The organism is Pantoea sp. SIMBA_079, assembly GCF_046940275.1.
In the GTDB taxonomy this organism is placed as follows: domain Bacteria; phylum Pseudomonadota; class Gammaproteobacteria; order Enterobacterales; family Enterobacteriaceae; genus Pantoea; species Pantoea borealis.
The window spans coordinates 1-11,865 of sequence record NZ_JAWRYR010000023.1 but is presented as its reverse complement, the minus strand read 5'-3'; the positions used below and the strand labels follow the sequence as shown (position 1 = coordinate 11,865).

Sequence of the window (11,865 nt, the reverse complement as noted above, 5' to 3'; positions counted from 1 at the left end):
TAACTTCTCAAGCTACTGAATTAACGGCCATAGCCTTTCAGATTAGCTTTTTTCAATGCAGACTCATACTGACTAGACATCATCAGAGTTTGCACTTGAGCCATAAAGTCCATGATGACGACCACTACAATCAGCAGTGAAGTACCGCCAAAGTAGAAGGGAACCTTCATGGCATCACGCATGAACTCCGGGATCAGGCAGATAAAAGTAATATACAGCGCACCGATTAAGGTGAGACGTGTCATAACTTTATCGATATACTTCGCCGTTTGCTCTCCCGGACGAATTCCCGGTACGAATGCACCAGACTTCTTCAGGTTATCTGCTGTTTCACGCGGGTTAAACACCAGCGCCGTGTAGAAGAAACAGAAGAAGATGATTGCAGTCGCATAGAGTAGCACATAAAGCGGCTGTCCTGGCTGCAAATACAGCGAAATTGTTGTCAGCCAGTTCCAACCACTACCGCTCCCGAACCAGGATGCTATCGTTGCCGGGAACAGAATAATGCTGGAAGCGAAGATAGCTGGAATGACACCTGCCATATTCACTTTCAACGGTAAATGTGTGCTCTGTGCAGCATATACACGACGTCCCTGCTGACGTTTAGCGTAGTTGACCACGATACGACGCTGGCCACGCTCAACGAAAATAACAAAGAACGTCACTGCAAATACAAGAACTGCAACCAACAGCAACAGAAGAAAGTGCAGGTCGCCTTGCCGCGCTTGCTCGATGGTATGGCCAATGGCCGGCGGAAGACCCGCAACAATACCTGCGAAGATAATGATTGAAATACCGTTACCGATACCTCGTTCAGTAATCTGTTCGCCCAGCCACATCAGGAACATTGTTCCGGTGACCAGACTCACAACAGCGGTAAAGTAGAATGCGAAGCCCGGATTTAACACCAGGCCCTGCATTCCTGGCATATTCGGCAGACCGGTAGCGATACCAATCGACTGAAATATGGCCAGAACCAGGGTGCCATAGCGGGTGTACTGGCTAATCTTACGACGGCCAGCCTCACCCTCTTTCTTAATCTCTGCCAGGGCGGGATGAACCACCGTCAGCAGCTGGATAATAATAGAGGCCGAAATATACGGCATAATACCCAGCGCGAAGATTGAGGCACGACTGAGAGCACCACCAGAGAACATGTTGAACATTTCAATGATGGTGCCACGCTGTTGCTCAAGCAGTTTGGCAAGTACAGTGGCATCGATACCGGGGATTGGAATAAAAGAGCCAATGCGGAAGACAATCAGTGCACCGATTACAAACAATAGTCTGCGCTTCAGTTCACCAAAGCCCCCTTTGGCGCTTTGAAAATCTAATCCCGGTTGCTTTGCCATCTGCTACTTATTCCTCGATTTTACCGCCAGCAGCTTCGATTGCAGCACGAGCACCTTTGGTGACACGCAGTCCACGAATCGTTACCGGTGTAGTAACTTCACCAGACAGAATCACTTTCGCGAATTCAATCTGAACACCGATGATGTTGGCTGCTTTCAGCGTGTTCAGGTCAACAATACCGCCTTCCACTTTCGCCAGATCAGACAGACGAACTTCAGTCGTCACGAATGATTTGCGTGAAGTGAAGCCGAACTTCGGCAGACGACGGTACAGAGGCATCTGACCACCCTCGAAACCACGACGTACGCCACCGCCAGAACGTGAGTTCTGACCTTTGTGACCACGACCGCCGGTTTTGCCGAGGCCAGAACCGATACCACGACCCAGACGCTTGGAAGCGTGTTTAGACCCTTCGGCCGGAGACAGAGTGTTTAAACGCATCTCTTACTCCTCCACTTTCAGCATGTAGGAAATCGCGTTGACCATACCGCGTACAGCAGGCGTGTCTTCACGCTCAACGGTGTGACCAATACGACGCAGACCCAGGCCAATCAGAGTGGCTTTGTGCTTAGGCAGGCGGCCGATTGAACTGCGGGTTTGTGTAATTTTAATAGTCTTAGCCATCGTGATTACCCCAGAATTTCTTCAACGGATTTACCACGCTTGGCAGCGACCATTTCCGGAGATTTCATATTGCCCAGGCCATCAATAGTTGCACGAACCACGTTAATCGGGTTGGTGGAACCATATGCTTTAGCCAGAACGTTATGAACTCCAGCGACTTCCAGGACGGCGCGCATTGCACCACCGGCGATGATACCGGTACCTTCAGAAGCCGGCTGCATGAACACACGAGAACCCGTGTGCGCACCTTTTACAGGGTGCTGCAGAGTGCCGTGAGTCAGCGCGACGTTAATCATATTGCGACGGGCTTTTTCCATCGCTTTCTGGATCGCTGCTGGAACTTCACGCGCTTTACCGTAACCAAAACCCACGCGGCCGTTACCATCACCCACTACAGTCAGTGCGGTGAAGGAGAAAATACGACCACCTTTCACAGTTTTAGAAACACGGTTTACCGCGATCAATTTTTCCTGCAGTTCGCCAGCTTGTTTCTCGATGTGTGCCATCTTAGACCTCTACCTTAGAACTGAAGGCCAGCTTCACGAGCAGCATCTGCAAGTGCCTGGACGCGACCATGATATTGGAACCCGGAACGATCGAAAGAAACATCTTTGATGCCTTTTTCGATAGCGCGCTCAGCCAGAGCTTTACCTACAGCTGCAGCAGCGTCTTTGTTACCGGTATACTTCAGTTGTTCAGCGATAGCTTTTTCTACAGTAGAAGCAGCAACCAGAACTTCGGAACCGTTCGGGGCGATTACCTGTGCGTAAATGTGACGCGGGGTACGATGTACCACCAGGCGAGTAGCACCCAGCTCTTTGAGCTTGCGACGTGCACGGGTCGCACGACGGATACGAGCAGATTTCTTATCCATAGTGTTACCTTACTTCTTCTTAGCCTCTTTGGTACGCACGACTTCGTCGGCGTAACGAACACCCTTGCCTTTGTAAGGCTCAGGACGACGGTAGGCGCGCAGATCAGCTGCAACCTGTCCGATAACCTGCTTATCAGCGCCTTTCAGCACGATTTCAGTTTGAGTCGGACATTCAGCAGTGATGCCGGCCGGCAGTGCATGTTCAACAGGGTGAGAGAAGCCCAGGGCCAGACTCACAGAGTTGCCTTTAACAGCTGCACGATAACCAACACCAACCAGTTGCAGCTTCTTAGTGAAGCCGTCGGTAACACCGATAACCATGCCGTTCAGCAGTGCACGAGCAGTACCTGCCTGTGCCCAACCATCCGCATAACCTTTGCGTGGAGCAAAAGTCAGGGTGTTGTCTTCCTGCTTGATTTCAACAGCATTGTTGATAGTACGAGTCAGCTCGCCGTTTTTGCCTTTGATCGAAACTTCCTGACCGTTGAGTTTTACCTCTACGCCGGCAGGAATAACGACAGGTGCTTTTGCAACACGAGACATTTTATTCCTCCGATTACGCTACGTAGCAGATAATTTCGCCACCAAGACCAGCCTGGCGCGCTGCACGATCAGTCATGACACCTTTAGAGGTAGAAATTACAGCAATACCCATACCAGCCATCACTTTTGGCAGCTCATCTTTTCTTTTATAGATGCGCAGACCTGGACGGCTAACACGTTGAATGCTTTCTACAACAGCTTTACCCTGGAAATACTTAAGAGTCAGTTCCAGTTCCGGCTTGATGTCGCCTTCGATTTTAAAATCTTCAATATAGCCTTCTTCCTTCAGCACGTTGGCAATTGCCACTTTCAGCTTGGAGGAAGGCATAGAGACCGCAACTTTGTTCGCGGCCTGACCGTTACGGATACGGGTCAGCATATCCGCGATCGGATCTTGCATGCTCATCTGTGTTACTCCCGTGATTCAAATGGTGACAATTACCAGCTAGCCTTTTTCAGACCCGGGATTTCACCGCGCATAGCGGCTTCACGGACCTTGATACGGCTCAACCCAAACTTCCGCAGGAAACCGTGCGGACGACCTGTCTGACGGCAGCGATTACGCTGACGGGAAGGGCTGGAATCACGCGGCAGACTCTGCAGCTTGAGAACGGCATTCCAACGATCTTCGTCAGATGCGTTCACATCAGAAATGATTGCTTTCAGCTCAACGCGTTTTGCGAAGAACTTGTCTGCTAATTTCACACGCTTAACTTCGCGTGCTTTCATAGATTGCTTAGCCATTAAGTAACCCTACCTTACTTGCGGAACGGGAAGTCAAAGGCAGCCAGCAGTGCACGGCCTTCATCATCAGATTTCGCAGTAGTGGTAATGGTAATATCCAAACCACGAACGCGATCGACTTTGTCGTAGTCGATTTCTGGGAAGATGATCTGCTCACGTACGCCCATGCTGTAGTTACCACGACCGTCGAAAGACTTCGCAGAAAGACCGCGGAAGTCACGAATACGTGGTACAGCAATAGTGATCAGACGCTCAAAGAACTCCCACATGCGTTCGCCACGCAGAGTTACTTTACAGCCGATCGGATAGCCCTGACGGATTTTGAAGCCTGCAACTGATTTGCGTGCTTTGGTGATCAGCGGTTTTTGACCGGAGATTGCTGCCAGGTCAGCTGCTGCGTTATCCAGCAGTTTCTTGTCAGCGATCGCTTCACCAACACCCATGTTCAGGGTGATCTTCTCGACCCGAGGGACTTGCATGACAGAATTGTAGCCAAACTCTGTCATGAGTTTCTGGACTACTTCGTCTTTGTAGTAATCATGCAGTTTCGCCATCGTACTACTCCAAATTACTTGATAGTTTCGCTGTTAGACTTGAAGAAACGGACTTTTTTACCGTCTTCGAATCTAAAGCCTACACGGTCAGCCTTGCCGGTTGCCGCATTGAAGATTGCAACGTTAGAAACCTGAATTGCAGCTTCTTTTTCAACGATGCCACCTGGCTGGTTCAGAGCCGGAACCGGCTTCTGGTGTTTCTTAACCAGGTTGATACCTTCAACGATGACTTTACCAGAAGTCAGGACGTTCTTTACTTTACCGCGCTTACCTTTGTCTTTACCGGTAAGAACAATAACTTCGTCGTTACGACGGATTTTAGCTGCCATTGCTCGCTCCTTAGAGTACTTCTGGTGCCAGAGAGATAATTTTCATGAACTTTTCAGTGCGAAGTTCACGAGTTACCGGCCCAAAAATACGCGTTCCGATTGGCTGCTCACTGTTATTGTTCAGAATAACGCATGCATTGCCATCGAAGCGAATGACAGAACCGTCCGGGCGACGAACACCCTTCCTGGTGCGCACCACTACCGCTTTCAGGACATCACCTTTTTTCACCTTGCCACGCGGAATTGCTTCCTTGATGGTCACTTTGATGATATCGCCGACGCCTGCGTAGCGACGGTGCGAGCCACCCAGAACCTTGATACACATTACGCGACGTGCACCGGAGTTGTCGGCGACGTTCAGCATAGTCTGTTCTTGGATCATTTTAGTGCTCCGCTAATGTCAACTACTACTTCGGGACCCAAACCTCAGGTCGTTAAAAAGCCCCATAATTGAGGGCGCGGCATTATAACACCGGATCTCGCAGATGGGTAGAAAAAATGAACGGCTCGCGAGAGCCGTTCATTTTGTTTTTAGAGGAAACGAATTCTATTACAGAATCGCTTTCTCTACAACGCGAACCAGAGTCCAGGACTTAGTCTTGGAAAGTGGACGGGTTTCGCGGATCTCAACCACGTCACCAATACCACACTCATTGTTCTCGTCATGGATGTGCAGCTTAGTCGTACGTTTGATGAATTTACCGTAGATCGGGTGCTTCACGAAACGTTCGATAGCGACAACAGCAGATTTCTGCATTTTGTCACTAACAACACGACCTTGCAGAGTACGGATTTTATCGGTCATTACGCCGCCTTCTCAGTCAGTAAAGTCTTAACGCGCGCAACATCACGGCGAACTTGCTTCAGCAGATGGGTCTGCTGCAGCTGGCCAGATGCTGCCTGCATGCGCAGGTTAAACTGCTCACGCAGGAGGTTAAGCAGCTCAGTGTTCAGCTCTTCAACGCTTTTTTCACGCAGCTCAGTTGCTTTCATTACATCACCGTCTTAGTTACAAAGGTGGTTTTGATAGGCAGTTTTGCTGCTGCCAGCTTGAAGGCTTCACGGGCCAGCTCTTCCGGTACGCCGTCCATTTCATACAGGACTTTACCAGGCTGAATCAGGGCAACCCAATACTCAACGTTACCCTTACCTTTACCCATACGCACTTCCAGCGGCTTCTCGGTGATCGGTTTGTCCGGGAATACACGGATCCAGATCTTACCTTGACGCTTAACTGCACGGGTCATAGCACGACGTGCTGCTTCGATCTGACGAGCGGTCAGACGACCACGGCCAACAGCTTTCAGACCGAAAGTACCGAAGCTAACATCCGTACCCTGCGCCAGACCGCGGTTACGGCCTTTGTGCACTTTACGGAATTTTGTACGCTTTGGTTGTAACATCAGCGACTCTCCTTACTTACGGCCTTTACGCTGCTGCTTTTTAGGTTGAGCAGCCGGTTCCGGTTGTTCAACAGCAGCCATACCACCCAGGATCTCACCTTTGAAGATCCATACCTTAACGCCGATTACACCATAAGTGGTGTGCGCTTCAGAGGTGTTGTAGTCAATGTCCGCACGCAGAGTGTGCAGCGGTACGCGACCTTCACGATACCATTCGGTACGTGCGATCTCAGCACCGCCCAGACGGCCGCTGACTTCAACTTTAATACCTTTAGCGCCCAGACGCATTGCGTTCTGTACAGCACGCTTCATAGCACGACGGAACATCACACGACGCTCCAGCTGTGAAGTGATGCTGTCAGCAACCAATTTAGCGTCCAGTTCCGGTTTACGGACTTCGGCGATATTGATCTGAGCAGGAACGCCAGCGATATTCGCGACGACCGTACGCAGTTTTTCTACGTCTTCACCTTTCTTACCGATAACGATACCCGGGCGAGCAGTGTGAATGGTCACACGGATGCTCTTAGCCGGACGCTCGATAACGATACGAGATACAGACGCTTTAGCCAGTTCTTTAGTCAGGAACTGACGTACTTTAAAATCGCTGTCGAGGTTGTCAGCGAATTCTTTGGTGTTCGCAAACCAGGTAGAGTTCCATGGTTTTACAATACCCAGGCGAATACCATTAGGATGTACTTTCTGACCCATTGCTAGTCTCCAGAGTCTCAGCGATCGGACACAACCACAGTAATGTGGCTGGTGCGCTTCAGGATGCGATCTGCACGACCTTTTGCACGCGGCATAATGCGCTTCATGCTTGGGCCTTCGTCTACGAAAATTTTCGCAACTTTCAGATCGTCGATATCAGCGCCATCGTTGTGTTCGGCGTTAGCAATGGCAGATTCCAGGACTTTCTTAACCAGTACAGCCGCTTTCTTGTTGGTGTAAGTCAGAATATCCAGAGCCTGCGACACTTTCTTACCGCGAATCAGGTCTGCCACCAGGCGAACCTTCTGAGCAGAAGAACGAGCATGGCGATGTTGAGCAATAGTTTCCATCTCTTCCTCCTACTTATTTCTTCTTGGCTTTCTTATCTGCAGCATGGCCGCGATAAGTACGTGTCGGTGCGAATTCGCCCAGCTTGTGACCAACCATTTCGTCGGAAACAAAGACTGGAACGTGCTGACGACCATTATGGACAGCGATGGTCAAACCGATCATGTTAGGGAAGATCGTTGAACGACGGGACCAAGTGCGCAGGGGCTTCTTGTCACCGCTTTCCACCGCTTTCTCTACCTTCTTCAGCAAGTGCAGGTCAATAAAAGGACCTTTCTTGAGAGAACGTGGCATGGCTTATCCTCTAAAATTATTTGCTACGGCGACGTACGATAAATTTATCAGTACGCTTGTTGCTACGGGTCTTCTTACCTTTGGTCTGAACGCCCCACGGTGAAACCGGGTGCTTACCAAAGTTACGACCTTCACCACCACCGTGCGGGTGATCGACTGGGTTCATCGCAGTACCGCGAACGGTAGGACGAACACCACGCCAACGGGCTGCACCGGCTTTACCCAGAACGCGCAGCATGTGCTCAGCGTTACCGACTTCGCCCAGGGTTGCGCGGCAGTCAGATTCGACTTTACGCATTTCGCCTGAACGCAGACGCAGGGTCACGTAAGAACCTTCACGCGCAACGATCTGCACGTAAGCACCAGCAGAGCGAGCAATCTGACCGCCTTTGCCTGGTTTCATTTCTACGTTGTGCACGGTAGAACCAACTGGGATGTTACGCATCGGCAGGGTGTTACCTGCTTTAATCGCAGCATCAACGCCAGACTGAATCTGGTCGCCAGCTTTCAGGCCTTTAGGGGCCAGAATGTAACGGCGCTCGCCATCTTTGTACAGAACCAGTGCGATGTTCGCAGAACGGTTCGGATCGTACTCAAGACGCTCAACAACTGCCGGGATACCATCTTTGTTGCGTTTGAAGTCAACAATACGGTAAGCCTGCTTGTGACCACCACCGATATGACGGGTAGTGATACGACCATTGTTGTTACGACCACCGGATTTGCTGTTTTTTTCAACCAGCGCGGCAAATGGTTTGCCTTTGTGCAGCTCAGGGTTCACCACTTTAACTACATGGCGACGACCCGGAGATGTCGGTTTACATTTAACAACTGCCATTGTCTTTCTCCTCCGACTTACTCAGCGCCGCCGACGAAGTCCAGATTCTGGCCTTCCTTCAGGGTAACGTAAGCTTTTTTCCAGTCGTTACGACGACCGATACGCTGTCCGTGACGCTTAACTTTACCCTTAACAACCAGGGTATTTACGTCTTTAACTTCTACTTCGAACAGTTTCTCAACAGCAGCAACGATCTCTGCTTTGGTCGCATCTTTCGCAACTTTGAGAACGATGGTATTGGTTTTTTCCATCGCGGTTGATGCTTTTTCAGATACGTGCGGCGCGCGCAGTACTTTCAGCAGACGTTCTTCACGGATCATGCCAGCATCTCCTCAACTTGCTTAACTGCTTCAGCAGTCATAACGACTTTGTCGAAGGCGATCAGGCTAACTGGGTCGATACTTGCTGCGTCACGCACGTCAACCTTGTACAGGTTACGCGCAGCCAGGAACAGATTTTCATCCAGTTCACCGGTGATGATCAGCACGTCTTCCAGCGCCATGTCTTTCAGTTTCTGTACCAGCAGCTTGGTTTTCGGTGCTTCTACAGAGAACGACTCGACAACGATCAGACGGTCCTGACGTACCAGCTCGGACAGAATGCTTTTCAGCGCGCCGCGGTACATCTTTTTGTTAACTTTTTGACTGTGGTCCTGTGGACGAGCAGCGAAGGTCACGCCACCTGAACGCCAGATCGGGCTCTTAACAGAACCTGAACGCGCACGGCCGGTACCTTTCTGGCGCCACGGCTTTTTGCCTGAACCAGTTACTTCAGCACGAGTCTTCTGCGCACGAGTACCCTGACGAGCACCTGCGGCATAAGCAACAACAACCTGGTGAACCAGCGCTTCGTTGAAATCACGACCGAAGGTAGTTTCGGAAACAGTCAGCGCGCTCTGCGCGTCTTTCAGTACTAATTCCATTGCTATCCCCTTACGCCTTCACAGCTGGTTTAACAATCAGGTCGCTGCCGGTTGCACCCGGGACAGCACCTTTGACCAGCAGCAGGTTGCGCTCAGCGTCAACACGTACTACTTCCAGGCTCTGAACGGTTACGCGCTCGTTACCCAGCTGACCAGCCATTTTCTTGCCTTTGAACACTTTGCCCGGAGTCTGGTTCTGACCGATAGAACCCGGAACGCGGTGAGACAAGGAGTTACCGTGTGTAGCGTCCTGGGTACGGAAGTTCCAGCGCTTAACGGTACCTGCGAAACCTTTACCTTTAGAGGTACCGGTAACGTCTACTTTTTTAACGTCAGCGAAAATTTCAACACTGATGCTCTGGCCTACGGAGTACTCTTCACCTTCGGTGCGGAATTCCCACAGACCACGGCCAGCTTCAACGCCAGCTTTAGCATAATGACCTGCTTCCGGCTTGGTCACACGGTTTGCTTTTTTAGCACCGGTGGTAACCTGGATCGCCTGGTAACCATCGTTTTCCAGATCTTTGACCTGAGTAACGCGGTTTGCTTCAATTTCAATTACGGTTACTGGGATTGAAACGCCATCTTCAGTGAAGACGCGAGTCATGCCCACTTTTTTACCGACTAAACCACTCATTGTATCAACCTCTCAATCGCTCGATGACCTGATTAACCCAGGCTGATCTGCACGTCAACACCGGCAGCCAGATCCAGACGCATCAGAGCATCAACGGTTTTTTCAGTTGGCTCAACGATGTCTACCAGACGCTTGTGAGTGCGGATTTCGTACTGATCACGCGCATCTTTGTTAACGTGCGGAGAGATCAGAACGGTGAAGCGCTCTTTGCGGGTCGGCAGCGGAATTGGACCACGAACCTGCGCACCAGTGCGCTTGGCAGTCTCAACGATTTCCGCGGTTGATTGATCGATCAGACGATGATCAAACGCTTTAAGACGGATACGGATTCTTTGGTTCGACATGAGACCAAGGCTCCAAACATTTTATAAACGAAAAAAATTACTACCCACACCCATTACGATTGATGGGGGAGTGTAATCGTTCAGCATATAACTCCCCAATCGGGAGTATTGTCAGGCGACACACCTAGCATTGTCACCTGCGATTCTGCTCGAATCGCGCCATACCAATGTCGGTAGGCCGGCGTATTATACGTAATTACGCTCAGGAAGCAACCCGTGCTCTGTTTTTAACCATAAAAATTCAGGCAAAAGAAAACCCGCCGGGCATGACTGTCGGGCGGGTTGGCATAACAGGTATGCGCAGACCTCTATTCGTCTGCCTTTTCGCTGATTTGCGACTGCAGGTAGTTCTGCAGGCCAATTTTCTGAATAAGGTCGAGTTCGGTCTCCAGAAAGTCGATGTGATGCTCTTCATCAGCCAGAATTTCAATCATCATGTCACGACTCACATAGTCGTGAACTTTATCCGCCCAGGCAATGGCTTCGCGCAGATCTTTTGCCCCTTCCAGCTCCAACTGCAAATCGGACTGCAGCATCTCCGGCACGTCCTCACCTATACGCAGACGCCCCAGATCCTGCAGATTGGGGATACCTTCGAGAAAGAGAATACGTTCGATATATTTGTCGGCGTGCTTCATCTCATCGATCGATTCATGATATTCGATATCGTTGAGGCGCATCAGCCCCCAGTTTTTAAACATGCGCGCGTGCAGAAAATACTGATTAATTGCGACCAGCTCATTTCCGAGCAGTTTATTGAGATGTGCAATGACTTTAACGTCGCCCTTCATATCACCCCTCCCCTCTTCAGTTAACCAGATAGTAGATGCGGAGAGAAAGAAGTCAAAAAGGCGTGACAGTTTTTGTGGGTATTACGACATTCTGTGCGTGATGTCAGGCGATCTCTTTGTAAAGCGGCACATGCTGCAGCTCTTCATCCATGATTTCACGTGCTGCACGGATGCATTTACCACACTGTTTTCCCACCGGAACCAGCTGGCGCAGCTGCTGGATCGATTTGGGCTGATAGCGGCGTACAACTTCACGCAGCGTTTTGTCACTTACCCCATTACACAGACAGACGTACATTTCAGATTCAGCTCCGGTACAATTTCTGATCAAAGTGTAAATGAGAATGGTTGCTATTACAACGCAGTGTTTGTGGGGTTATCGATGGGTTTGCAGGTTTATGCCGGGCAAAAAAAAAGAGCACCGGAGTGCTCTTTCTGATTGCTACAGCAGCGGTTAAAAACCGCTGCCGGCGTTAACACAATTAAGCGATAACAGAAGCAACAACGCCCGCGCCAACGGTACGGCCGCCTTCGCGGATTGCGAAGCGCAGACCCT

Annotated in this window: 24 protein-coding genes and 1 pseudogene; all 25 read right to left on the bottom strand. The window is 50.4% G+C overall.

Annotated features, from left to right (window positions below; genetic code table 11):
- Positions 1–20: 20 nt before the first annotated feature.
- Positions 21–1,352, bottom strand: a complete 1,332-nt coding sequence (gene secY / locus SB719_RS18500; protein ID WP_039380787.1) for a preprotein translocase subunit SecY — start codon at positions 1,350–1,352, stop codon at positions 21–23.
- Positions 1,353–1,359: 7 nt separating this feature from the next.
- Positions 1,360–1,794, bottom strand: a complete 435-nt coding sequence (rplO, locus tag SB719_RS18495; RefSeq protein WP_039380790.1) for a 50S ribosomal protein L15 — start codon at positions 1,792–1,794, stop codon at positions 1,360–1,362.
- A gap of 3 nt (positions 1,795–1,797) precedes the next feature.
- Positions 1,798–1,977: a 50S ribosomal protein L30 gene (gene rpmD, locus SB719_RS18490; RefSeq protein WP_039380794.1), complete on the bottom strand. Its 180-nt coding sequence runs from the start codon at positions 1,975–1,977 to the stop codon at positions 1,798–1,800.
- 5 nt (positions 1,978–1,982) lie between these two features.
- Positions 1,983–2,483 carry a 30S ribosomal protein S5 gene (gene rpsE, locus SB719_RS18485; RefSeq protein ID WP_013510759.1) on the bottom strand — a complete coding sequence of 167 codons (501 nt, stop codon included), beginning with the start codon at positions 2,481–2,483 and terminating at the stop codon, positions 1,983–1,985.
- A 14-nt stretch (positions 2,484–2,497) separates the two neighbouring features.
- Complete coding sequence (rplR, locus tag SB719_RS18480; protein WP_013510760.1) at positions 2,498–2,851, bottom strand: 50S ribosomal protein L18; 354 nt, start codon at positions 2,849–2,851, stop codon at positions 2,498–2,500.
- 9 nt (positions 2,852–2,860) lie between these two features.
- Entirely contained in the window at positions 2,861–3,394 is a 534-nt protein-coding gene (rplF, locus tag SB719_RS18475; RefSeq protein ID WP_039380801.1) for a 50S ribosomal protein L6, read from the bottom strand.
- Positions 3,395–3,407: 13 nt separating this feature from the next.
- Positions 3,408–3,800 (bottom strand): 30S ribosomal protein S8, encoded by a 393-nt coding sequence (rpsH, locus tag SB719_RS18470; protein WP_065648467.1) that lies wholly within the window; start codon positions 3,798–3,800, stop codon positions 3,408–3,410.
- A gap of 32 nt (positions 3,801–3,832) precedes the next feature.
- Positions 3,833–4,138, bottom strand: a complete 306-nt coding sequence (rpsN, locus tag SB719_RS18465; RefSeq protein WP_039380805.1) for a 30S ribosomal protein S14 — start codon at positions 4,136–4,138, stop codon at positions 3,833–3,835.
- 14 nt (positions 4,139–4,152) lie between these two features.
- Complete coding sequence (rplE, locus tag SB719_RS18460) at positions 4,153–4,692, bottom strand: 50S ribosomal protein L5 (RefSeq protein ID WP_013510763.1); 540 nt, start codon at positions 4,690–4,692, stop codon at positions 4,153–4,155.
- Between the two features lie 14 nt (positions 4,693–4,706).
- Positions 4,707–5,021 carry a 50S ribosomal protein L24 gene (rplX, locus tag SB719_RS18455; RefSeq protein WP_021508218.1) on the bottom strand — a complete coding sequence of 105 codons (315 nt, stop codon included), beginning with the start codon at positions 5,019–5,021 and terminating at the stop codon, positions 4,707–4,709.
- Positions 5,022–5,031: 10 nt separating this feature from the next.
- Positions 5,032–5,403, bottom strand: coding sequence for a 50S ribosomal protein L14 (gene rplN, locus SB719_RS18450; RefSeq protein ID WP_006120590.1), 372 nt, complete (start codon positions 5,401–5,403; stop codon positions 5,032–5,034).
- 168 nt (positions 5,404–5,571) lie between these two features.
- Complete coding sequence (rpsQ, locus tag SB719_RS18445) at positions 5,572–5,826, bottom strand: 30S ribosomal protein S17 (RefSeq protein WP_010618568.1); 255 nt, start codon at positions 5,824–5,826, stop codon at positions 5,572–5,574.
- Positions 5,826–6,014, bottom strand: a complete 189-nt coding sequence (gene rpmC, locus SB719_RS18440) for a 50S ribosomal protein L29 (RefSeq protein ID WP_021508217.1) — start codon at positions 6,012–6,014, stop codon at positions 5,826–5,828. Before rpmC ends, rpsQ begins: the two co-directional genes overlap by 1 nt.
- A complete protein-coding gene (gene rplP, locus SB719_RS18435; RefSeq protein ID WP_002438716.1) occupies positions 6,014–6,424 on the bottom strand; it encodes a 50S ribosomal protein L16 in 411 nt (136 codons plus the stop codon). Before rplP ends, rpmC begins: the two co-directional genes overlap by 1 nt.
- A gap of 12 nt (positions 6,425–6,436) precedes the next feature.
- Positions 6,437–7,135, bottom strand: a complete 699-nt coding sequence (rpsC, locus tag SB719_RS18430) for a 30S ribosomal protein S3 (RefSeq protein ID WP_009087585.1) — start codon at positions 7,133–7,135, stop codon at positions 6,437–6,439.
- Between the two features lie 17 nt (positions 7,136–7,152).
- Complete coding sequence (rplV, locus tag SB719_RS18425; protein WP_007891659.1) at positions 7,153–7,485, bottom strand: 50S ribosomal protein L22; 333 nt, start codon at positions 7,483–7,485, stop codon at positions 7,153–7,155.
- Positions 7,486–7,498: 13 nt separating this feature from the next.
- Entirely contained in the window at positions 7,499–7,777 is a 279-nt protein-coding gene (gene rpsS, locus SB719_RS18420) for a 30S ribosomal protein S19 (protein ID WP_001138115.1), read from the bottom strand.
- Positions 7,778–7,793: 16 nt separating this feature from the next.
- Complete coding sequence (gene rplB / locus SB719_RS18415) at positions 7,794–8,615, bottom strand: 50S ribosomal protein L2 (RefSeq protein ID WP_039380813.1); 822 nt, start codon at positions 8,613–8,615, stop codon at positions 7,794–7,796.
- A 17-nt stretch (positions 8,616–8,632) separates the two neighbouring features.
- The gene (gene rplW / locus SB719_RS18410) at positions 8,633–8,935 is read right to left on the bottom strand and encodes a 50S ribosomal protein L23 (RefSeq protein WP_065648466.1); all 303 of its coding nucleotides are present in this window, start codon (positions 8,933–8,935) and stop codon (positions 8,633–8,635) included.
- The gene (gene rplD, locus SB719_RS18405; protein ID WP_039380819.1) at positions 8,932–9,537 is read right to left on the bottom strand and encodes a 50S ribosomal protein L4; all 606 of its coding nucleotides are present in this window, start codon (positions 9,535–9,537) and stop codon (positions 8,932–8,934) included. The genes rplW and rplD overlap by 4 nt, the downstream gene beginning before the upstream one ends.
- A gap of 10 nt (positions 9,538–9,547) precedes the next feature.
- Entirely contained in the window at positions 9,548–10,174 is a 627-nt protein-coding gene (gene rplC / locus SB719_RS18400; RefSeq protein WP_412159546.1) for a 50S ribosomal protein L3, read from the bottom strand.
- Between the two features lie 32 nt (positions 10,175–10,206).
- Complete coding sequence (gene rpsJ, locus SB719_RS18395; RefSeq protein ID WP_006120582.1) at positions 10,207–10,518, bottom strand: 30S ribosomal protein S10; 312 nt, start codon at positions 10,516–10,518, stop codon at positions 10,207–10,209.
- Positions 10,519–10,826: 308 nt separating this feature from the next.
- Complete coding sequence (gene bfr / locus SB719_RS18390; protein WP_039380825.1) at positions 10,827–11,309, bottom strand: bacterioferritin; 483 nt, start codon at positions 11,307–11,309, stop codon at positions 10,827–10,829.
- Positions 11,310–11,412: 103 nt separating this feature from the next.
- Positions 11,413–11,607, bottom strand: a complete 195-nt coding sequence (gene bfd / locus SB719_RS18385; RefSeq protein WP_065648464.1) for a bacterioferritin-associated ferredoxin — start codon at positions 11,605–11,607, stop codon at positions 11,413–11,415.
- 184 nt (positions 11,608–11,791) lie between these two features.
- Positions 11,792–11,865, bottom strand: a pseudogene (locus SB719_RS18380) (elongation factor Tu); the annotation flags it as partial.

Coding starts and splice junctions, on each gene's coding strand:
- secY (WP_039380787.1), bottom strand. CDS start 1,352: ATGGCAAAGCAACCGGGATTAGATTTTCAAAGCGCCAAAGGGGGCTTT.
- rplO (WP_039380790.1), bottom strand. CDS start 1,794: ATGCGTTTAAACACTCTGTCTCCGGCCGAAGGGTCTAAACACGCTTCC.
- rpmD (WP_039380794.1), bottom strand. CDS start 1,977: ATGGCTAAGACTATTAAAATTACACAAACCCGCAGTTCAATCGGCCGC.
- rpsE (WP_013510759.1), bottom strand. CDS start 2,483: ATGGCACACATCGAGAAACAAGCTGGCGAACTGCAGGAAAAATTGATC.
- rplR (WP_013510760.1), bottom strand. CDS start 2,851: ATGGATAAGAAATCTGCTCGTATCCGTCGTGCGACCCGTGCACGTCGC.
- rplF (WP_039380801.1), bottom strand. CDS start 3,394: ATGTCTCGTGTTGCAAAAGCACCTGTCGTTATTCCTGCCGGCGTAGAG.
- rpsH (WP_065648467.1), bottom strand. CDS start 3,800: ATGAGCATGCAAGATCCGATCGCGGATATGCTGACCCGTATCCGTAAC.
- rpsN (WP_039380805.1), bottom strand. CDS start 4,138: ATGGCTAAGCAATCTATGAAAGCACGCGAAGTTAAGCGTGTGAAATTA.
- rplE (WP_013510763.1), bottom strand. CDS start 4,692: ATGGCGAAACTGCATGATTACTACAAAGACGAAGTAGTCCAGAAACTC.
- rplX (WP_021508218.1), bottom strand. CDS start 5,021: ATGGCAGCTAAAATCCGTCGTAACGACGAAGTTATTGTTCTTACCGGT.
- rplN (WP_006120590.1), bottom strand. CDS start 5,403: ATGATCCAAGAACAGACTATGCTGAACGTCGCCGACAACTCCGGTGCA.
- rpsQ (WP_010618568.1), bottom strand. CDS start 5,826: ATGACCGATAAAATCCGTACTCTGCAAGGTCGTGTTGTTAGTGACAAA.
- rpmC (WP_021508217.1), bottom strand. CDS start 6,014: ATGAAAGCAACTGAGCTGCGTGAAAAAAGCGTTGAAGAGCTGAACACT.
- rplP (WP_002438716.1), bottom strand. CDS start 6,424: ATGTTACAACCAAAGCGTACAAAATTCCGTAAAGTGCACAAAGGCCGT.
- rpsC (WP_009087585.1), bottom strand. CDS start 7,135: ATGGGTCAGAAAGTACATCCTAATGGTATTCGCCTGGGTATTGTAAAA.
- rplV (WP_007891659.1), bottom strand. CDS start 7,485: ATGGAAACTATTGCTCAACATCGCCATGCTCGTTCTTCTGCTCAGAAG.
- rpsS (WP_001138115.1), bottom strand. CDS start 7,777: ATGCCACGTTCTCTCAAGAAAGGTCCTTTTATTGACCTGCACTTGCTG.
- rplB (WP_039380813.1), bottom strand. CDS start 8,615: ATGGCAGTTGTTAAATGTAAACCGACATCTCCGGGTCGTCGCCATGTA.
- rplW (WP_065648466.1), bottom strand. CDS start 8,935: ATGATCCGTGAAGAACGTCTGCTGAAAGTACTGCGCGCGCCGCACGTA.
- rplD (WP_039380819.1), bottom strand. CDS start 9,537: ATGGAATTAGTACTGAAAGACGCGCAGAGCGCGCTGACTGTTTCCGAA.
- rplC (WP_412159546.1), bottom strand. CDS start 10,174: ATGAGTGGTTTAGTCGGTAAAAAAGTGGGCATGACTCGCGTCTTCACT.
- rpsJ (WP_006120582.1), bottom strand. CDS start 10,518: ATGTCGAACCAAAGAATCCGTATCCGTCTTAAAGCGTTTGATCATCGT.
- bfr (WP_039380825.1), bottom strand. CDS start 11,309: ATGAAGGGCGACGTTAAAGTCATTGCACATCTCAATAAACTGCTCGGA.
- bfd (WP_065648464.1), bottom strand. CDS start 11,607: ATGTACGTCTGTCTGTGTAATGGGGTAAGTGACAAAACGCTGCGTGAA.